The sequence below is a fragment of the Aurantibacter sp. genome (assembly GCF_042094015.1).
GTDB lineage: Bacteria > Bacteroidota > Bacteroidia > Flavobacteriales > Flavobacteriaceae > Aurantibacter.
Genome location: NZ_JBELDZ010000021.1, coordinates 1 through 19,699 on the forward strand (window position 1 = coordinate 1; position 19,699 = coordinate 19,699).

Consider the following 19,699-nt stretch of genomic DNA (forward strand, 5'->3'; position numbering starts at 1 on the left):
ATAGAAGATGCAGCACAAGCGCATGGTGCAGTTTCTAACCAAAATAAAAAGGCTGGTAATTTATCTGATGCTGCAGCATTTAGTTTTTATCCTAGTAAAAATTTGGGAGCTTTAGGAGATGCAGGAGCTATTACGACTAATAATAAAGAGCTTTTTAATGTAGTTTCTAAACTAAGAAATTATGGTGCTTCAGCGAAATACGTAAACGACATTATTGGTTATAATAATAGATTAGACGAAATTCAAGCAGCTTTTCTTTCAATTAAATTGAAATATTTAGATCAAGACAACTTTAGACGTCAAGAAATAGCTTCAGTATATTTAAATAGCATCAAGAATAAAGCAATTAAATTACCAGTTTTACAAAATGAAATAAAAAGTCATATTTGGCATGTGTTTGTTGTTTTAGTAACCGACAGAAATCATTTTGTTAATTATTTAGGTAAAAATAATATTCAAACATTAATTCATTATCCAATTCCACCTCATAAGCAAAATGCTTTAAAAACCTTTAATCATTTAGAATTACCAATTACAGAGCATATACATAAGAATTGCGTTAGTTTACCTATTAGTCCTATAATGACTGATGAAGAAGTTGATACAGTTATTTCTGTTATAAATAAATACATTGATTAGTTACTTTTTTTATGAATGATATAAAAAAGTCATACCAACATATAATGAAAGCAACTACTATATATGGTGGCGTTCAGGTATTTAATATTTTATTTTCAGTAATACGTTCTAAAGTAATTGTTCTAATTATAGGCCCAAAAGGTTTAGGAATTATTAGCTTATTACAAACCACATTAAATCTTGTTAATGGAATTACAAGTTTTGGGTTAGATAAAAGTTCTGTAAAAGATATAGCTTATGCAAATGAGACTGCTAATTCATTAAATGTTTCAGAAACAATAAGTGTTTTAAAGAAAATGGTTTGGTTTACGGCTTTGTTTGGAGCGTTTTTAATGATTATTACTTCATCGTTACTTAGCGAATTAGCTTTTAAAAATAAGGATTATACTTTAGCCATAATATGGATTTCTTTAGCACTAATATTTAGACAGTTAACTAGTGCAAATTTCGCTATTTTACAGGGATTTAGAAAACTTAAATACATTGCAAAAGCCAATCTTATTTCTAATTTTATTGGATTAATAATAAGTATTCCATTATATTATTTTTTTAAAATTGAAGCTATAGTACCAACAATAATTTTGACTTCATTTTTAAGTTATATAGTAGCAATTTATTTTTCAAAAAAAACACCTACTCAAACAATTAGAGTTACATTTAAAGAGGCTTTTGTTCAAGGAAAATCAATGACTCAATTAGGGTTTTCTATGTCCATTAGTACAATGTTAGGCTTACTTGGAATGTACTTGTTGCAAATTTATATTAGTAGTACTGGTGGTGTTAATCAAATTGGTTTATATATGGCTGGATATGTAATATTAAACACATATGTTGGGTTGATTTTTAATGCAATGAGCACAGATTATTATCCTAAACTAGCAGCTATAAATAACAATAATAAGAAGATGCAGTATGCAATGTATCAGCAAAGTTATATGTCTTTGCTAATATTGTTACCTATTGTTATTGCTTTTTTGTCGCTGACTCCATTCATTGTTAGAATATTGTATAGTGTAGAGTTTTTATCAATCATTCCACTTTTAAAATGGGGTATTTTAGGAATGATATTAAAGGCCGTTTCTTTTTCTATTGGATATATTATTATTGCAAAAGGAGATTCTAAAGTTTTTGTAAAAACAGCAATAATGTTTAATGTTTTACTTCTAGGTCTTAATGTTTTAGGATATTATTTGGGCGGTTTAGAAGGTTTAGGTATTAGCTTTTTAATATATTATATGATTCATTTAGTTGTAGTTTCTACTATTGTATTTTTAAGATATAAAATTTCTTTATACAAATCGTTTTATCATTTATTTTTATTAGCAATAACATTGTGTGTTTTAACCTTTTTAGTAACTTACCTTGCACCAGGAATATTACAAGTTTGTCTTTTTTTGATTCTAACATTGTTGGGTTTTTATATTTCCTATTATAAATTGAATCAAAAAATTAATATAAGAGCTTTTGTCTTTTCAATATTTAAAAGAAATAATGACTAAATATTTAAAAAATAACATAAAATTAATTTTAAAAAAAATTAAGCTTTTTATATCTGTTAATTGGTTTAAAACGTTGTTTTTTAATTTTAAAAAGTTTCCATTTAAAACAGCAATTCAATTACCAGTTTTTTTTTATGGCCCTGTTTCGTTTAAAGACATTTCAGGTAAAATAATAATAAAGGCGCCAATCAAAAAAGGAATGATTGGGTTTGGTCAGAGATTTGAAATGATAAAAAAGCATAAAGGTAATGCTGAGTTGAGATTATCAGGCACACTAGTTTTTAATGGTCATGCACATATTGGAAAAGATGTTTTTATCCATATTTCAAAAAATGCTTATTGTGAATTTGGTTTTATGGGCTGTTTAGCATCAGATGTTAAGTTAATATGTACCAATCGTATTGTTATAGGTAGTTGGGCTGGAATAGGTTTTGAGTCTCAGTTAATTGATTCGAATTTTCATCCTTATAAAGATTTAAAAACGAAAAAAGATTTACCAATATCTAAACCAATATATATAGGTAATAATAATTCGTTTTCTAATAGAGTCTCAATTATGGCAGGAACAATTACACCTAATAATTGTGTTGTCGCTTCTAACTCTGTCTGTAATAAAGACTATACTAATTATGGAGAATATATCTTATTAGGCGGAATTCCAGCAAAGTTACTTAAAGATAATTTTGCAAGAGATTGGGATATAGAGAAATCAAGCTTATTGAAGAGTAAGATTTTATGGCAAAATTATAACGATTTATTATAATTCTCTCTGTCGTTTAGCAGGATTCCCAAACCATAACTCATTGTCTGGTACATTTTTATTAATAAAAGAAAGCGCTCCAAGAACACTATTATTACCAACAGTTATACCATGTTGTAGTACGCAATTAGTGCCAATAAAAACATTCTCACCAACAGTTGCTCCACCTATTTGATTTATGCCTTGGTCTAAGTTATTAAACATAACTTTTGGACAGACATATGTGTTTTTACCAATTCTTGTGCCTCTAGCAATTATACTATCGTATCTAATAATTACATTGTCTTCAATTATGCAGTTTCCTGAAGAAGAAACTCTAGAGTCAATAACGCAGTTAGAACCAATTTTAGTGTTTTCTCGGAGTTCTACATAGTGCATAATTTTAGTATTATCTCCAATTATTACATTATCTTCAATCACGCAAAAATTCCCAATAGTTACGTTCTTTCCAATCTTTGCATTCTTTGAAATAACACTATTACTCATTCTGAAATCAATATTAATTAGTCCAAATATCTAAATATTTTTTTGCAATACTTATATAATTATGCTCTTTTTGTATAAAATCTTTAGCTTCTTTAGAAATAGATTTAATTTTGTTGGGATTTGTTATTAATTCATTTATTTTTTTCACTAAATAATTTGTGTTAGGTAACGCATTAATACAAACCTGGTCTTCTTTTAATTTATAGAATTCACGCCATTCTTTTTCTGCGCCTGTAAAAACTATTTTTCCTTTAGCCATAGCTTCTAAAGCATTGTAGCCTTGGTCGTAACTGTAAGTTTGATCCAATACAATATGTGCTTTGTTATAACTTTCTATGTAAGTTTTATAAGGTAAATCTTGAGCTTCAATAATTACAACTTTATCTAGATACGTTTGTTTTATTTTCACTAAAGCTTCAGAGAAATAAATATTGCCTTTTTTTATTTTAGAGGAAGAGTTTATACCATGGAAAATATAAATTTTATCTAAATCAGGAAGTGTTTCATTTTTAAATAAATCTGTGTTTATTGGATTAGGAATAAGTCCAAGATAATTTTTACAATCAATATATGCTCTATGGTAATCTATATCTGAGCAAATAACACCATTTGTATGTTCTTTAAAAAAAAGGTGTAAAGCTTTGTAAGAAGGAGATATATATTTTAAAGAAAAACTTGATCTTTCTTTTGTGGTTTCTTCGTTTAAAAAAGGGGTTAAAACAGAATATCCATTTTTAGGGTTTAAGAAATAAGAAATTGTTGTATAGTCCTCACCACAAGATAATAAATAAGCTTTTTTGTTTTGTTGAATTAGTTGTTTGTAAAGAGTTAAGCTTGTTTTGGGATCAAGGTATAATGCGTCTTCATTAATAAATTGGACCACATCAAAACCTTTTAAATTGGGTAAGATTTTTTTTAACTGGTATGCATATTCTTTTTTTATAAAATCAACTTTAAAGAATCTAATAAAATAAGAATTTAGTTTGTTTAAAATGTATGAAGACTTAACTCTAGAAGTCAATAAGAAATCACTTGGATATTGCTTTAATCCATCGCCAGAACTTATTAAAGTTACTTTATGGCCAAGTTTAATCAAACCTTCTTTTAAAGAATTGTGTAAACGGCTATATTCTCCGACTAATAAAATCTTCATTTATAAATTGTACATTTGTTTTCAAAGATAGATGTAATGACGCTTGATAACAAAAAAGATATCGAATTCGAGGTTTTAATAGCCACAATGAATCGAACATCATTAGATTTTTTGGAACAAATGTTTATTAATAATTCTGTTCAAGATTTTTCTATTTTAGTTATAAATCAAACTAATAAAGAATATCAATTAATCTCTAATAAGTCTAACATAAGAGTGATTAATTCTTATGAAAAGGGTATTTCTAATAGTCGGAATTTAGCTATAAAACACGCTAAAGGTAAGGTGGTTTTATTCGCAGATGATGATGTTGTTTATGAAAATAATTTTAAGAGTATTATTTTAAAGGCTCATAAAAACTATGTAAATGCTGCAATAATATCTTTTAAATTTATTGATTTTGATGGTAATCTTTTTAGAGACTATAAAAAAGAAATAGAGCATAAACATACCTCATCAACCATTGGACAAATAAATTCTGTGGTTATATCTGCTAAGTTAGAAAAGATTAAATTTTTATTTTTTGATGTAAACTTTGGATTAGGAGCTAATTTTGAAATTGGTGAAGAAAACTTATTTCTACAAGATGCTTTAAATAAAGGTTTAGATATTAGATTTGTACCAAAAGTAATTTTAAAACATCCTATTTTTAGTTCCGGTAAAGACGATGCAAATAATAAGTTGATTTTTGCAAGAGGTGCTTATTGTTATAAAAAATATGGCGGAATAGGTTATTTAAAAATAACACATTATATTTATTTAGTTTTTATAAAAGGTAAGATTTCTTTATCGGAATTTATACCTAAATTAAAGCAAGGTTTTAAAGGAATTAAAGCCTACAAAGAATTGAAATCTCAAATCAATGATTAATAATACCATAAAAGCGGCAAAGCTTATAAGTGTACCCAAAATAATAGATCCTGAAGGGCGAGGAAATTTATCTGTAATAGAAAAAAATATTGTTCCGTTTAAAATTAAACGTGTTTATTATTTATATGATGTGCCAAGTGGTGCTTATCGAGGTGGACATGCACATAAGCAAATTTTTGAGTATTTAGTTCCGTTAAGTGGTAGTTTTGATGTGATTTTAAAAGATGGCGATTCTAAAGAGAAAATTACGCTAAACAAACCTAATGAAGGTCTACTAATTGCACCAGGGATTTGGCGAGAGTTAGAAAATTTCACATCTGGAGCTGTTTGCTTAGTTTTAGCGTCTGAAGAGTTTGATGAAGCCGACTATGTTAGAGATTATAAAACATATTTAGCATTACGTTCTAGTTTCTAGCAATAAAACATAAATAGCTTAATCTATAAAGTTGTAGAAGTAAAATTGATGGTTTACTACCTGTTAGTTGTGTTCGCATAATGTTTTCAAATAGTTTATAAAACCATTTTCCAAGAAGAGTTAACTTCAATTTAGTTAGTCTGCTAAACCACTCTAGTAAATCATTGTCGTGTTTTATGTTAGGGTTTCTTTTGTATAATACTAATAGGGTTTTAGCTGCAGCTTCTTTTTTTACTAGATAATCTGCACTTTTTTCTAAGCCTAAATGATACACTTCATTGTTTAAATGTTTTACGCTAATCTTATTCTCTTTAAGTAATGCACCAAAGTAGTTATCTAATCCATAGCCATCTTTGAGATTAAAATTTAAAGAAAGAAATATGTCTTTCTTTATTAAAAAATTACCAGAAATAATAACTTTGTAGGGATTTCTATTTCTTATTAAGGCATCAGCCTGTTCTTTAGATTTTCCGTAATAATATCGTAATCTAAAATTCTTTTTTGGTAATGTGTTATAGTAGCTAAATCCTCCAAAAAAAGTATCGTATTTAGTCTTTATAGCATCAAAGTAAAATTGTATAAAATTACTATTTTTAGGTAAAACATCAGCGTCTAAAAAAAGCAACCATTTGTAGTTGGCTTTTTCTGCTAAAAAACGTCTAGCTTTTAATCTACCAAAATTCGTTTCAGCCTTTAAAAGTATTGTATTTTTTAATGTTTTAATTTTAATAGGTTTCGGACTAGCGTCGTCCAAAACAATAATTTCAAAGGTGTAGTTTTGTTGAAGTAATTGTAGATGTAATTCCTCTAATAGATTAGAAACATCATAACTGTAAGAAGGAATTAAGATTGAAATCATTTATAAAAATAAAATCTAAAAATACATTTTTTTTATAATAAACTAAGTACTTAATCGTTCAGATTAATAGATATCTTATTAACTTGCATTAAAATTATCTAAACTTGACAATAAAAGAAATATCAGAATATATTTATCAGCAATTAAAGTTGAATAAAGAGGTATTATCTAAACAGTATTTTCTGTCAAAACCTACTATTGGTTATTTTTATTTGGATAATGTTTTACCAAACGAAATAGCATTAAAGTGTGCTGAATTATTTCCCGATAAATCTAATATGCGTTTGTTGAAATCTATAAGAGAAAACAAGTATGTTTCTGCTCAAATGAATAAACATCATTCTATTTTAGAAACTGTGCTTTATGCATTTCAAGATCCAAAAGTCGTTAACGCAGTAAATGAGATTTGTGGGCTTAAATCACTTCAGCCAGATACTTCTTTATATGCTGGAGGATTATCTTTAATGAAAGAAAAGCAATTTCTTAATCCACATTTAGATAATTCTCATGATGCAGAACGACAGTTGTGGCGAGCTTTAAATTTACTCTATTATGTAACGCCAAATTGGGAAACTAATAATGGTGGACATCTAGAGTTATGGCCAAATGGAACAAAAAAAGAGCCAATTGTTATAGAAAGTAAATTTAATAGATTAGTAGTTATGGCTACGCATCAAAAATCATGGCATTCTGTTAGTCCTGTGTTATTAGATAAAAACAGATGTTGTATTTCTAATTATTATTTTAGTGAAGTGCCTTTGTTAAAAGATGATATTTTTCACGTAACTACATATAAAGGTAGACCAGAAGAACCTGTAAAAGATATTGTTTTAACTTTTGATGCTAAATTAAGAATGCTGGTTAGAAAATTTTTTAAAAAAGGAGTTAAAAAGAATCCACACATTTATAAAAAAGATAATTAACTCTTTTTTTGCACGACTTCAAAAATCCTATTATCATCGCACTTTAAAGTTTTGCTTGGATACTTTAAAAGGATTGCATAATCATGAGTAGCCATTAAAATAGTATTTCCATTTTTATTTAATTGTTGTAAAACCTCCATAACTTCAATACTGGTTTGTGGATCTAAATTCCCAGTAGGCTCATCTGCTATAATTAGTTCTGGGTGATTTAATAAAGCTCTTGCAATAGCAATACGTTGTTGTTCTCCTCCAGAAAGTTCATGTGGAAATTTAAAACTCTTACTTGCCATTCCAACTTTGTCTAAAACCTCAGTTATACGTTCGTTAATTTTGTTTTTGTCTTTCCAACCTGTAGCTTTGAGAACAAACATTAAGTTAGCATGAATTGTTCTGTCAGACAATAGTTTAAAATCTTGAAAAACAACACCTAGCTTTCTTCTTAAAAATGGTATTTGTTTTTCTTTTAAAGTATCTAAATCAAAATCTACAATTTGTCCACTACCTTTTTTTAGTGGTAAATCTGCGTAAAGTGTTTTCATAAAACTACTTTTCCCAGAGCCAGTTTTTCCAATAAGATAAACAAAATCACCTCTATTTACTTCAATATTTACATTAGAAAGAATAAGATTGTCTCCTTGAAAAATTGAAGCTTCCTGTAGTTTTAAGATCGTATTAGACATGGAAAAATTATGTTTTAGTTTTAGATGTTGTAAACTTAAAGATATTTGAGATAACTACATAAATAATTAAAGGTAAAAAAGGAACGCAAAAACGTGAATTATTTCCATAAGCTACTAAGGCTTGAGCTATAGATCCAACGATAACAATACTACTTATAAAAAAAGTATAACTAAATAAAATACTTTTATTTTTAATAAAAGTAAAAAGTGTTCTGGTAAATGAAAATAGAAACAGAATATTAAATAATACAACAATATAACCTAAGAAATTAAACCAAAGTAATCTATGGATGTAACTAAAACTTTTTTGTGTAAAGTTAGTTTTATTCAAGTATAAATGTGGTTTTCCCCAAAATAACAACCAAGATTTTCCAACTTGTTTAATATATTCTTTGGGGTGTTTTTTTATAAGTTTCTTAGATATGCTTCCTAATTTATTAGAAAGTTCTAGATCACTAAGGTTAGTTTCTCTTTTTAAATCCTTGTACGCAAACCAAACTACCATGGCATCTGCATCTAGGTTGGATTTAATTTTTAAAACAGAATCTCTATGTTTTACAATTAAGTTTCTAATTTTAGAATCCTTGTCTGGTGTTTTTTCAAAAAATGGAGTTGCAGTTTGAGCTAAATTAATTCCAAAATACTGTGTGTTTGTAAAGTAACCAATTTGCGATTTGTTAAACTGGTTCCATCCTATGTAAACAAAAAAACAAATAATAAAAGTTGTTAATGGTTTAGTGAGCTGTTTTTTGTTTTTCCAATTCTTTAAAATATAAAATAATAGAAATCCTAAAGGAATATATATAAACATTGGTTTTGTTAAATATATAAAGCTTAATAAAATTGCAAAAAAAACGTATTTTTTAAAAGAGGTTTTAACATCAAAAAGTTTAAACTTTACCATAAACCAAACTGAAACAACAATTAAGGTTGTGGTTAAACTTTCTGTTAATATTGCAGTTTCATAAAAAAGAATATGTGTAAATAGGTTATAGAATATTGTAGTCGAAAATGCCACAATTTTATTTGATAATAGTTTTACAAACTTATATAATAAATAAAGGTTAAGTAAGCCTAATAATAGCTGTAAAACTACTACATAAATAAGTTTGTTTTGTAAAACTGCAATCAAAATAGAATAGCCAGGTGTTCTTCTGCCTTTATACTGAGTTATGTCTAAGTCAGTAATTGTTTGTGCTAATCTAATGTAGTCTGTAGAATCTCCAGAAATTGTAACACCAAAGTAAGTGGATAAAAATAATAAACGTGTTATAAAACCAATAATCAATAAATAGATAAGTAGTTGCTTTTCGGATAGTCGATTTATAATTTTTAGCATTATCTAATTAATTTAAAGATATTAATTACGTTTTTAGTCTAAAACTTAATAAGTACTAACAATTATAACACTTTTCTAACGTTAAAAAAACAGGAATTAAATATATTTGGATTCTATTAAATTAATACATCTTATGCAATTAAAAAACGGGATCTTTTTTTTAGCACTTTTTATAACTGGGCAACTAATTTTTGCTCAGAAAACAGAGATTTACACACATCAAACTTCGGCTTTTAAAAAAGCAGAAGCACTCTATAGAGATAACCAATTTCAGTCTGCTCAAACGTTGTTTTCTCAAGTTATAGAGACTACGGAAGACGGAACTATAAGAAGTAATTGTGCTTTCTATATTGCCAATTGTGCAGTTCGTTTAAATCAGCAAAATGCAGATGTTTTAATGGAGGCTTTTGTAGAAGATTATCCAACAAGCACAAAGCGTAATGCAGCTTATTTAAATGTAGCAACTTATTATTTCGAAAATGGTAAATATGCTTACGCTGAAAAATGGTTTGACAAAGTAGACGAAACAGGTTTAACGAATAGTCAACACGATGCTTTTAATTTTGCCAAAGGTTATACGTCTTTTACAACTAAGAATTATAAAAATGCTCAAAAGTATTTGGCCAAAGTAGAGAACTCTCAGGAATACGGAAGTCAGGCAAAATATTATATCGGATTTATGGCTTATGATGGTGATGACTATGATAAAGCGAATACCTATTTTAATCAAGTAGGTGATAATGATAAATATGCTAAGAAGCTAAGTTATTATCAAGCAGATTTAAATTTTAAATTGGGAAAGTTTGAGAAAGCTATAGAATTAGCAAATCAACAAATAGATAAAAGTAGCGATGATGAAGTTTCAGAGCTAAATAAAATTATAGGAGAAAGTTATTTCAATTTAGAAAACTACAACGAAGCTTTACCTTATTTAAAAGAATATAAAGGGAAAAACGGAAAATGGTCGAATACGGATTATTATCAATTAGGTTATACATATTACAAAGAAAAACAGTTTGATAATGCCATTTCGGAATTCAATAAAATTATTACAGCGGATAATAGTGTTGCTCAAAATGCTTATTATCATTTAGGAGAAAGTTATGTAAGTGTTAGTAAAAAGCAAGAAGCCTTGAATGCATTTAAAATAGCTTCAGAAATGGATTACGATTTAAAAATTCAGGAAGATGCGGCATTAAATTATGCAAAACTAAGTTACGAAATTGGAAACCCATATCAATCGGTTCCGCAAGTTCTAACAACATTTTTAGGTTCGTACCCAAAAACAAATCATAAAGAAATTATAGAGGATTTATTAATTGATTCTTATATCACTTCTAAAAATTATCCTGAAGCTTTAAAAATTTTAAAAGGAAAAAATAGTTTTGAGAATAAAAAAGCATTTCAGAAAGTCGCTTTGTACAGAGGATTAGAATTGTATAACGAGAATAAATATACTGAAGCAAAAGACTTGTTTCAGAAGTCTTTAAAAGAGAATATTGAAGCTTTGTACTCTGCTAGAGCTACATTTTGGATTGCAGAAACAGATTATAATTTAACCGATTTTGAAGAGGCGCTAATTGGTTTTAAACAGTTTAAAGGTTTTAAAGAAGCCAATCAAACACCAGAATATTCAAATCTAAATTACAATTTAGCTTACACGTATTTTAAGTTGAAAAACTACACTAAATCTGCAGAGCATTTTAATTTATACGTAAATTCTATACCAGAAGATTTATCAAGGTTAAATGATGCTTATTTACGTTTAGCCGATGGTTATTTTGTAACTAGTCAATATTCTAATGCAATTTCTTCATATGAGTATGCTATTAAAGTTGGTGTGTTGGAAAAAGATTATGCAACATTCCAAAAAGCGATGTCTTATGGTTATTTAGGAGAAAATAAAACGAAAATTTCTGAATTAGAAGCTTTTATTTCAACATATAAAACCTCTAATCTACTAGACGATGCCTTGTATACTTTAGGAAATGCGTATATAAATGAAAACAAAACTCCAAAAGCAATGCAAGTTTACGATACTTTGGTTAACAACCAGAAGCAAAGCCCGTTAGTATCTAAAGCACTATTGCGTCAAGGATTAACCTATTATAATAAAAGTGAAAATCAAATAGCATTAACTAAATTTAAGTTGATTGCTAAAGATTTTCCAAATACAGCCGAAGCTAATCAAGCTGTCTCTACAGCACGGTTAATTTATATAGATTTAGGTAAGGTTAATGAATATGCTGCTTGGGTTAAAACTTTAGATTATGTAAAAGTAACTGATGTTGATATAGATAACGCAACATATCAATCTGCAGAAAAGCAATTTTTGGATAATAATAAGAAAGAAGCATTAAAGCAATTTAATGTGTATTTAAGCCAATTCTCAAAAGGGTTACACGCTTTAGAAGCTCATTTTTATTTAGCACAATTATATTACAAAGATAATTTAACAGAAAACGCAGCGCCACATTTTGAAGCTGTAATAAACGCATCAAGAAGTGAGTTCACAGAAGAATCTTTATTGCGTCTATCTCAAATTAATTTAGAAGCTAAAAATTGGAAAAAAGCTATTCCTATTTTAAAACGATTAGAAGCTGAAGCTAACTTCGCTCAAAATATTTTGTTTGCGCAATCTAATATTATGAAAGCTTTTTATGAGTTAGAAGATTACGTAAACGCAGAAGTTTATGCTAATAAAGTATTAGTAAATCCATCTATAGGCGACACTATTAAAAACGATGCAAAAATAATTATAGCGCGTTCGGCTATAAAAACAGGAGACAAAGAAAAGGCACAATCAGCCTATGCTGAAGTTCAAAAAACCGCGGCTGGAGAAACTGCTGCCGAAGCTCTATATTACGATGCGTATTTTAAAAACAAAGCTAAAAATTATGAAGCCTCTAATGTGGCAACACAAAAGTTGGCTGCAGAATATTCGTCTTATAAATTTTATGGCGCTAAAGGTTTAATTGTAATGGCAAAGAATTTTAATGCTTTAGGAGATGCATTTCAAGCAACTTATATTCTTGAAAGTGTTATTAAAAACTTTTCGGCATTCCCAGAAGTTGTGGAAGAAGCTCAAATTATTTTAAAAGAAATTAAAGAAGAAGAAGCTAAAACAAATTCATCTGTGATTCCAGAAGATTAAGCTTAATGTTATCCAAAATAATTCAATTAAAAAAGACTGAAATCTTAGATTTCAAATTATTTAAAATTATGCTAAAACTAAAAAAACATATAGTCTTATTTTTATTATTAACCGTAAGTATAGCATTTGCTCAAGAACGAGAACAAGATACTTTATCTACAGATGTCATAAATGTAGTTAAGCCATACACACCAACAATTTCTGATGCATTTAAAGTAAAACAAATTCCTTTATTAGATGATGATCAGACTACAAAAAAGAAACCGGTAGATTATAAAATATTTTCGTTTCCTGTAGCATCTACATTTACACCAGCAAAAGGAACAGCAGCAACTATTGATAAAGCTAAAAAAGAATCGTTTTATAGTAATTACGCGCATTTAGGTTTGGGATCTAACTTGTCGCTTTTAGCAGATTTGTATGTGAATCATAAATTAGGTCGCGACCAAAATGTTGGAGTTCATTTGTCTCATTTGTCATCTCAAAATGGTGTTAGTAATGCATTAACGGATACAAATTATTCAGACTCTAAGATTGACATTAATTATGCAAATAGAGGTAAAGACTTAAGTTATATTTTAAATGGTGGTTTTCAATATAAAACCAATAATTGGTATGGTTTGCAACCAGAGCTGTTTATGCAGAATACTGCAGACACATTAAATGTAAGTCAGTCTTATTCTAACGTTTACGTGTCTGGAAATTTAGATTTTACCGAAAGTCTTATAAAATCTACAGATGTTTTGTTTAGACGTTTTGGAGATAGTTATGGTTCAGGGGAAAATAGATTTAAAGCTAATGTAAAAGCAGATGTAGATGTTTTAGAGCATTCTATTGTGGCCCAAGTTTTTGTAGACTATTTAGGTGGAACATTTAATCAGAATTTTTATACAACAGAAGCTATAGGTTATGGGAATACACAATTTGGTATTGCGCCAACTTACGTGTTTACTCAAGATGATTTGGTTGTAAATATTGGGTTTAAAACGGTTATAGCTAACAATAAAGAATTAGGCAAAACTAAGTTTTATATTTATCCAAATGTAACCGCATCTTATAGGTTAGTTGATAAAGTAGTTTCTGCTTTTGCAGGATTACAAGGTAATTTAGATCAAAACAGTTATTTTGGTTTTTCTGAAATAAATCCATTTGTATCTCCAGATTTATTTATAGCACCAACGGATAAGCAGTTTAAGGCGTTTGGTGGGTTTAGAGGACAGTTATCTAGTACAATGAGTTACGAGGTTGGTGGAAGTTATACCACAGCAAAAGCGCAAGCTTTATTTGTAAATAACAATATTACTGCCATAACTAATCCGTACACATTTGGCAATTCATTTAATGTAGTTTACGATAATATGACAACAGTAGCTATTAACGGACAATTACAGGTAGATGTTAGTCAAGATTTCTCGCTTGGAGTTAAAGGAGTATATTATGGATACGACACAAAAGTTGAAGCCGAAGCCTGGAATTTACCAGATATAGAAGCTGCACTATTTTTAGATTATAAATTTACAGAAAAGATTTCTGCAGGAACAAGTTTGTTTTATGTTGGTCAACGAAAAGATCGTTTTCAACAAGAAAATGTATTACCAATAATTGCAGAGCAAACTTATGTTTTAGGAGCATATTTAGATGCTAATATTCGAGTTAATTATAAAATAAATGATCGTTTCTCTACATACCTAAAAGCACAGAATTTAGCTGGACAACAATATGAGAAATGGCAGAATACACCAGTCCAAGGAATAGAGATTTTAGGTGGTGCAACGTATAAATTTGACTTTTAAGGATAAAATACGCAACCTTTTAACATTTTTAGTATCTTATAAATGTATTAAAAGGTTCTGCCATAAATCTGTTAATACAAAACCTCAACGAATCCCAAACGTTGGGGTTTTTTTAAGATGTAAAAGCTAATAATTCTTCTTTTAAATTTAAATAAAACAAAAACTGTATTAATTGTTTTTGTCTTAAAGACTTAACTTAGCCAAATAATCAAAATGTTCGCCTTTTTGAATTAATTGACATTTTAAACCAACAGAAGTACAAGCAGTTAAAAGTGTATTAAAATCTAAGTAAAGCCACTTCATAGGAGCTTCTTTTTCGCCTTTATAACTTAAAAAGTAATCTAGTTCGCCATAATAAGTAGCATTGGTGTCTATCCAAAGTCCGCCATCTTCATCTTCGTACATATATTTTATGTCGCTAGAATCTATAAGGATTTGACCATTTTCATTTAAGAGTGTTTTTAAATGTTTTAAATAGTGAGTTGTATTATTTAAGGTTTGAAATATTCCTGTGCCATTCATTAATAATAAAATGGTGTCAAATGTTTCAGTTTCATCTAAAAGTGCTTTTTTTTCAGCATTTATAACACCTCTTTTTTTAGCAACTTCTATAGCGCCTTTAGAAATATCTATAGCCTTAACGATTTTGTTTTGTTCTTGTAAATACAAACTATGAGAGCCAGAACCACAACCAACATCTAAAATATTTCCTTTAGCTAATTCTAAAGCTTTTTTTTCCAGAATAGGCATTTCTTTGTACGTTCTAAATAAATAGGGAAGAGGTAAGTCATCTTCGTCAGAAATGTGTGTTGCTGTTTTTAAATCTTCGGTGTAATTCCCGTTGTAATAATCGAATAAAGCATTCCCGAAAAGGTCTTTCATAAAAAATAAATTATTTTAGCACTATGGAACAATTTTTAAACGGTTTACCAAAGCTTGCCAAAGATAAGCATACCGAAAATAAAACCTTTTTTAAAAAGCTTAAAAAGAAAGCGCCAAAGCAATTAGATTATCTAATGCAAGAGCTGCATGATAATGAGTTTAAAAAAACGGATTGTTTAGATTGTGCTAATTGTTGTAAAACTACAGGTCCATTATTTACAGATAAAGATGTAAAGCGAATTTCTAAACATTTTAGAATGAAAGAACAACAATTTGTAGATCAGTATTTACGTGTGGACGAAGAAAATGATTACGTTTTAAAATCTGTGCCTTGTACGTTTTTAGGAACAGATAATTATTGTTCTATTTATGATGTAAGACCAAAGGCTTGTGCCGAGTTTCCGCATACAGATAGAAAGAAGTTTCAGCAAATTTCTGAAATTACTTTAAAAAATATGCCTATTTGTCCAGCTGCTTTTAATATAGTTGAAGAATTGAAAAAACGATTAGCCTAGCTTTTATTAACGACTTTTTTTGATTTTATGTAATTACAAATAATTGGCTTTATTCTTTAGGTTGTAATTCTAGAAGTGTATTTTCTATTCTAGTATACTCGTCTGTTCCAACAAAAAAAGTTTTGTTGTGAGATTTAATTTTTATAGCATTTCCAATTTTTACATTATATAAAGTACCGTGAGGTGTAATACGTATTCCAATACCATAAGTTGCTGGTACTTTTATTTCTTCTATAGTACTGTAATCTATCTCGCTTAGTAATAATGAGCGTTTAATTAAACCTATGCCAAATTTAGCTTCAATTTTTTTATCGTCAATTGTTATAGTTAGCTTATAGAAGCTTAAAATAATAAGTAAAAATAGGCCTGTTAATCCTAAAACTGGAATTAATGGAATTGGATTTGAGCCAATTTGGAATAAGAAAAACCCTATTGTTATTATAGAGATTAAACCTAATGCAATATTTAATAAAACTCCAAATTCTGTCTTTTTATAATATGTCATAATTTTCTTTTTAAAGAAATGAGTATTAATCTAATCCTATATTATTTTTAATAATTTTTCGCGATTGTTTTTGTTTTGCTCATCTACAATTCTTATTTATAAATTCTTTAAATTTATTATAATCAACTTTTAATTTAGGGTCATTAATTATTGTTTTTGATTTTTCTAAATATTTATATACTTTTTCGCATTTTTGATGGCTATTAGCGTAGGTTACTGATAAATAAAAATCAGCGTAAGCAATCCAATATTCAGAATCACATATTTGTTTAAGTTTTATAAGAGTGTTTTCTGCGTTTTCAAAATCAGATGTTTTCCAGTAAGTTCGAGCTTCATTTATGTAAATTGGCCAGTATGTGTTGTCTAAAGATTTAGCTTTACTGAAACATTCGATAGCTTTTGTGTAGTTTTTAGTCGTAAACTCAATTAAGCCTAATTCATTAAGAGTTAGTGGACTATTTTCAATTTCTAAAGATTTATGAAATGATGTTTTTGCTAGTTCGTATTCTCCATTAAGAGAATAATCCCATCCATAATCGAATAATTCTTTAGCTTCTTTGTTTTTTATTATTTGCTTTATGTTTTCAGAAGGGTTAAACCTATTTAAGACTTGTTTTTGGTCATTCTTACAGCTTAAAAATAAAATTGAGAATAAAATTGCACTAAAAATTTTCATTTGGTTAAAGAGTTATGTTATTGCTAATTTAGAATTAAGTCTATTTATAAATTAAATATTTATCTCTAATCACTTTAAAATCATCCAAACTATTTTGCCAAGTTGCTTTAATCTCAGATGCGCTTAAACCAGATTCAATCTGTTGTTGTAATTGTGTTGTTCCTGCAAGTGTTGTAAAAAATCCATTTTTTAAAAAGAAGTTGTTTTTGTCTTCTGTTAATTTATACGCATTAAGTAAATAGCTTAGATTAATGCTTTTTAAACGGCTTTCTTTACTCAAATTAAAACCATAACAAACGTTGTTTTCGTGTTTTGGATATTTAGAACCTACATTTGGTTTTGGTGTAAAAGTAAAATCTGTTTTAGGTAAAAAAGGTGAGCCATAAATTTGAAACTGCATTTCCGTTCCTCTACCAAGACTTATATTAGTACCTTCTAAAAAGCATAAACTAGCATAAAGATTTATAGCTTTATCGTTTGGTAAATTTGGCGATGGTTTTATTGGCAAGCTGTAAGGGAAATCACGATTATAATAAGCCATTTTAATAACCGTTAAATCGCATTTAGCGTTATTTGTTAACCAGTTTTCGCCATTAATCATTTTTGCGTATTCGCCAATAGTCATTCCATGAAGTACAGGAATAGGATGCATTCCAATAAAACTTTGGTGTTCTAATTCTAAAGTTGGTCCATCTACAATATGTCCGTTAGGATTTGGTCTATCTAAAACAATTACTTTAATGTTGTTTTCTGCGCAAGCTTCCATAACATAATGTAAAGACGAAATATAGGTATAAAAACGTGCTCCAACATCTTGAATATCAAAAATAACAACATCTAAACCGCTTAGTTGTTCATTAGATGGTTTTTTGTTTTTTCCGTAAAGCGAAGTAATGTGTAAGCCAGTTTTAGTATCTACGCCATTTTTAATTAGTTCGCCAGCATCTACCTTTCCTCTAAATCCGTGTTCTGGAGCAAAAACTTTTTTTACGTCTACATTTAGACTTATTAAAGAATCTACTAAATGCGCGTAATTTTCTTCTTTGTAAATAACAGAGGTTTGGTTGGCAACAATTCCAACACGTTTTCCGTTAAGTAATGGTAAGTAATCGTAAATTCTATGTGCACCAAGAATAACAGATTTAGGTAATGTATCTTGCTTTTGCTCTGTTTTAATGGTTTTTTGGGTTTCCGAAACTTGGGGTTTAATCTTTTTTCCACAAGAAAATTGAAACAAAACCAATAATAAAAGAGTATTTTTGGGAAAAGAATTAAGTAATATCATAGTGAATCTGGAGTATTTTATAGCTAAACGCATTATAGACAAAAAGTCGTATAAAAGTAGTATATCAGCACCAATAATAAAAATTGGAATAGCAGCAATTGCTATTGGTATTATTGTAATGCTAATTGCTATAGCTACAGGTTTTGGTTTGCAACAGAAAATTCGTGATAAAGTAGTTGCCTTTAACGGGCATGTGGTTATTAAAAAATACGATAGTAATCAGTCTAATGATAGCGAATCTCCAATTTCTAACCAACAAGATTTTTATCCCGAATTTAAAGCCGTTTCAAGTGTAACGCATATTCAAGCTGTTGCAACAAAATCTGGAATTATTAGATTAGAAAACGATTTTGAATACGCTGTAATAAAAGGCGTTGGAGCAGATTACGATTGGAAATATTTTGAAGAGTTTTTAATAGAAGGCCAATTACCAGATTATACTAAAAAGCGAAACGAAGACGTTTTAATTTCTAATTATTTAGCGCAACGCCTAAATTTTAAAGTAGGCGATAAGTTTAATACTTATTTTTTAAAAGAAGATTTAAATAAGCCACCAAGTATAATTACTTATAATATAACAGGAATTTACGATTCAGGTTTTAAAGAATACGATCAGCTTTATGTTATTGGAGATATTAGACATATACAACGTTTAAATAAATGGGAAAAAGACCAAATTGGTAGTTTTGAAGTTTTTATAGACGATTATGATAGTTTAGAGGATACTTGGCGTGCTATTAGAGCAGAAACGTCATCTAGATTAAATGCTACAAGTGTAACACAAGCCAATCCTAAAATATTTGAATGGATTAGTATTTTTGACAGTAATACATACGGAATTATTGGTATAATGATAATTATTGCTGGTATAAATATGATAACAGCTTTGCTAGTTCTAATTTTAGAACGTACACAAATGATTGGGGTTTTAAAAGCCTTAGGCGCAAACAATACAAGTATTAGAAAAATATTTCTTTACAATGCTACCTACTTAATTTTAGTTGGTTTGTTTTGGGGAAACCTTATTGGGATCTCACTTTTACTAGCACAAAAATGTTTTGATTTAATTCCGTTAGATGCTTCTAGTTACTATGTAGAAACTGTTCCTGTATATTTAAACTTAGGTTATATTGTAGCCGTAAATATAGGAACCTTTGTAGTTTGTTTATTGATGCTTTTAATTCCATCTGTAATTATCTCAAAAATATCTCCAGTTAAGGCTATTAAGTTTGATTAGAACGTTTCTTTTAAGTATAAGAATTAAGT

At 28.5% G+C, this 19,699-nt stretch carries 19 protein-coding genes; 10 read left to right on the top strand and 9 right to left on the bottom strand.

All coding sequences use genetic code 11. From position 1 onward, the window contains the following. From ACFDSN_RS04825 to ACFDSN_RS04835, 3 genes are all read left to right on the top strand, one after another. Positions 1-639, top strand: a 639-nt coding sequence (locus ACFDSN_RS04825; RefSeq protein WP_375238702.1) for a DegT/DnrJ/EryC1/StrS family aminotransferase, incomplete at its 5' end; no start/stop codon positions are given. Between the two features lie 44 nt (positions 640-683). Next, complete coding sequence (locus ACFDSN_RS04830) at positions 684-2,138, top strand: oligosaccharide flippase family protein (RefSeq protein ID WP_375238703.1); 1,455 nt, start codon at positions 684-686, stop codon at positions 2,136-2,138. Continuing rightward, complete coding sequence (locus tag ACFDSN_RS04835; RefSeq protein WP_375238704.1) at positions 2,131-2,901, top strand: acyltransferase; 771 nt, start codon at positions 2,131-2,133, stop codon at positions 2,899-2,901. Before ACFDSN_RS04830 ends, ACFDSN_RS04835 begins: the two co-directional genes overlap by 8 nt. Here the strand turns inward: ACFDSN_RS04835 and ACFDSN_RS04840 are convergent. Next, positions 2,896-3,384 carry a DapH/DapD/GlmU-related protein gene (locus ACFDSN_RS04840; RefSeq protein ID WP_375238705.1) on the bottom strand — a complete coding sequence of 163 codons (489 nt, stop codon included), beginning with the start codon at positions 3,382-3,384 and terminating at the stop codon, positions 2,896-2,898. The two genes, ACFDSN_RS04835 and ACFDSN_RS04840, sit on opposite strands and share 6 nt — an antisense overlap. 13 nt (positions 3,385-3,397) lie before the next feature. Then, entirely contained in the window at positions 3,398-4,537 is a 1,140-nt protein-coding gene (locus tag ACFDSN_RS04845) for a glycosyltransferase (protein ID WP_375238706.1), read from the bottom strand. A 36-nt stretch (positions 4,538-4,573) separates the two neighbouring features. Between ACFDSN_RS04845 and ACFDSN_RS04850 the strand changes: the two genes are divergently transcribed. Beyond that, positions 4,574-5,407 (top strand): glycosyltransferase family 2 protein, encoded by an 834-nt coding sequence (locus ACFDSN_RS04850; RefSeq protein WP_375238707.1) that lies wholly within the window; start codon positions 4,574-4,576, stop codon positions 5,405-5,407. Further along, complete coding sequence (locus ACFDSN_RS04855) at positions 5,400-5,822, top strand: FdtA/QdtA family cupin domain-containing protein (RefSeq protein WP_375238708.1); 423 nt, start codon at positions 5,400-5,402, stop codon at positions 5,820-5,822. Before ACFDSN_RS04850 ends, ACFDSN_RS04855 begins: the two co-directional genes overlap by 8 nt. Here the strand turns inward: ACFDSN_RS04855 and ACFDSN_RS04860 are convergent. After that, positions 5,812-6,681 carry a glycosyltransferase gene (locus ACFDSN_RS04860; RefSeq protein WP_375238709.1) on the bottom strand — a complete coding sequence of 290 codons (870 nt, stop codon included), beginning with the start codon at positions 6,679-6,681 and terminating at the stop codon, positions 5,812-5,814. The two genes, ACFDSN_RS04855 and ACFDSN_RS04860, sit on opposite strands and share 11 nt — an antisense overlap. 104 nt (positions 6,682-6,785) lie before the next feature. Here ACFDSN_RS04860 and ACFDSN_RS04865 point away from each other — a divergent pair, with 104 nt between their 5' ends. Beyond that, entirely contained in the window at positions 6,786-7,604 is an 819-nt protein-coding gene (locus tag ACFDSN_RS04865) for a 2OG-Fe(II) oxygenase (protein WP_375238710.1), read from the top strand. Here the strand turns inward: ACFDSN_RS04865 and ACFDSN_RS04870 are convergent. Beyond that, positions 7,601-8,284 carry a cell division ATP-binding protein FtsE gene (locus ACFDSN_RS04870; RefSeq protein WP_375238711.1) on the bottom strand — a complete coding sequence of 228 codons (684 nt, stop codon included), beginning with the start codon at positions 8,282-8,284 and terminating at the stop codon, positions 7,601-7,603. The genes ACFDSN_RS04865 and ACFDSN_RS04870 overlap by 4 nt on opposite strands. A gap of 7 nt (positions 8,285-8,291) precedes the next feature. Beyond that, on the bottom strand, positions 8,292-9,623 hold the full coding sequence (locus ACFDSN_RS04875) for a glycosyltransferase family 39 protein (protein ID WP_375238712.1): 1,332 nt from the start codon (positions 9,621-9,623) through the stop codon (positions 8,292-8,294). Between the two features lie 133 nt (positions 9,624-9,756). On the opposite strand from ACFDSN_RS04875, the gene ACFDSN_RS04880 reads away from it, so the two are divergent. After that, positions 9,757-12,777, top strand: a complete 3,021-nt coding sequence (locus tag ACFDSN_RS04880) for a tetratricopeptide repeat protein (RefSeq protein WP_375238713.1) — start codon at positions 9,757-9,759, stop codon at positions 12,775-12,777. 68 nt (positions 12,778-12,845) lie between these two features. Continuing rightward, a complete protein-coding gene (locus tag ACFDSN_RS04885) occupies positions 12,846-14,570 on the top strand; it encodes a TonB-dependent receptor (protein ID WP_375238714.1) in 1,725 nt (574 codons plus the stop codon). Between the two features lie 183 nt (positions 14,571-14,753). On the opposite strand, the gene ACFDSN_RS04890 is transcribed toward ACFDSN_RS04885, so the two are convergent. After that, the gene (locus ACFDSN_RS04890; RefSeq protein WP_375238715.1) at positions 14,754-15,452 is read right to left on the bottom strand and encodes a class I SAM-dependent methyltransferase; all 699 of its coding nucleotides are present in this window, start codon (positions 15,450-15,452) and stop codon (positions 14,754-14,756) included. Positions 15,453-15,475: 23 nt separating this feature from the next. Here ACFDSN_RS04890 and ACFDSN_RS04895 point away from each other — a divergent pair, with 23 nt between their 5' ends. Continuing rightward, positions 15,476-15,967, top strand: coding sequence for a YkgJ family cysteine cluster protein (locus ACFDSN_RS04895; protein WP_375238716.1), 492 nt, complete (start codon positions 15,476-15,478; stop codon positions 15,965-15,967). A gap of 49 nt (positions 15,968-16,016) precedes the next feature. Here the strand turns inward: ACFDSN_RS04895 and ACFDSN_RS04900 are convergent, their stop codons facing one another. From ACFDSN_RS04900 to ACFDSN_RS04910, 3 genes are all read right to left on the bottom strand, one after another. Beyond that, entirely contained in the window at positions 16,017-16,472 is a 456-nt protein-coding gene (locus ACFDSN_RS04900; protein WP_375238717.1) for a hypothetical protein, read from the bottom strand. Between the two features lie 79 nt (positions 16,473-16,551). Continuing rightward, positions 16,552-17,148, bottom strand: a complete 597-nt coding sequence (locus tag ACFDSN_RS04905; RefSeq protein ID WP_375238718.1) for a tetratricopeptide repeat protein — start codon at positions 17,146-17,148, stop codon at positions 16,552-16,554. A 40-nt stretch (positions 17,149-17,188) separates the two neighbouring features. Continuing rightward, a complete protein-coding gene (locus ACFDSN_RS04910; protein ID WP_375238719.1) occupies positions 17,189-18,433 on the bottom strand; it encodes an exo-beta-N-acetylmuramidase NamZ domain-containing protein in 1,245 nt (414 codons plus the stop codon). Between the two features lies 1 nt (position 18,434). Here ACFDSN_RS04910 and ACFDSN_RS04915 point away from each other — a divergent pair, with 1 nt between their 5' ends. Next, positions 18,435-19,670: an ABC transporter permease gene (locus ACFDSN_RS04915; protein ID WP_375238734.1), complete on the top strand. Its 1,236-nt coding sequence runs from the start codon at positions 18,435-18,437 to the stop codon at positions 19,668-19,670. The last annotated feature ends 29 nt before the right edge of the window (positions 19,671-19,699 follow it).

Coding starts and splice junctions, on each gene's coding strand:
- ACFDSN_RS04830 (WP_375238703.1), top strand. CDS start 684: ATGAAAGCAACTACTATATATGGTGGCGTTCAGGTATTTAATATTTTA.
- ACFDSN_RS04835 (WP_375238704.1), top strand. CDS start 2,131: ATGACTAAATATTTAAAAAATAACATAAAATTAATTTTAAAAAAAATT.
- ACFDSN_RS04840 (WP_375238705.1), bottom strand. CDS start 3,384: ATGAGTAATAGTGTTATTTCAAAGAATGCAAAGATTGGAAAGAACGTA.
- ACFDSN_RS04845 (WP_375238706.1), bottom strand. CDS start 4,537: ATGAAGATTTTATTAGTCGGAGAATATAGCCGTTTACACAATTCTTTA.
- ACFDSN_RS04850 (WP_375238707.1), top strand. CDS start 4,574: ATGACGCTTGATAACAAAAAAGATATCGAATTCGAGGTTTTAATAGCC.
- ACFDSN_RS04855 (WP_375238708.1), top strand. CDS start 5,400: ATGATTAATAATACCATAAAAGCGGCAAAGCTTATAAGTGTACCCAAA.
- ACFDSN_RS04860 (WP_375238709.1), bottom strand. CDS start 6,681: ATGATTTCAATCTTAATTCCTTCTTACAGTTATGATGTTTCTAATCTA.
- ACFDSN_RS04870 (WP_375238711.1), bottom strand. CDS start 8,284: ATGTCTAATACGATCTTAAAACTACAGGAAGCTTCAATTTTTCAAGGA.
- ACFDSN_RS04875 (WP_375238712.1), bottom strand. CDS start 9,623: ATGCTAAAAATTATAAATCGACTATCCGAAAAGCAACTACTTATCTAT.
- ACFDSN_RS04880 (WP_375238713.1), top strand. CDS start 9,757: ATGCAATTAAAAAACGGGATCTTTTTTTTAGCACTTTTTATAACTGGG.
- ACFDSN_RS04885 (WP_375238714.1), top strand. CDS start 12,846: ATGCTAAAACTAAAAAAACATATAGTCTTATTTTTATTATTAACCGTA.
- ACFDSN_RS04890 (WP_375238715.1), bottom strand. CDS start 15,452: ATGAAAGACCTTTTCGGGAATGCTTTATTCGATTATTACAACGGGAAT.
- ACFDSN_RS04895 (WP_375238716.1), top strand. CDS start 15,476: ATGGAACAATTTTTAAACGGTTTACCAAAGCTTGCCAAAGATAAGCAT.
- ACFDSN_RS04900 (WP_375238717.1), bottom strand. CDS start 16,472: ATGACATATTATAAAAAGACAGAATTTGGAGTTTTATTAAATATTGCA.
- ACFDSN_RS04905 (WP_375238718.1), bottom strand. CDS start 17,148: ATGAAAATTTTTAGTGCAATTTTATTCTCAATTTTATTTTTAAGCTGT.
- ACFDSN_RS04910 (WP_375238719.1), bottom strand. CDS start 18,433: ATGATATTACTTAATTCTTTTCCCAAAAATACTCTTTTATTATTGGTT.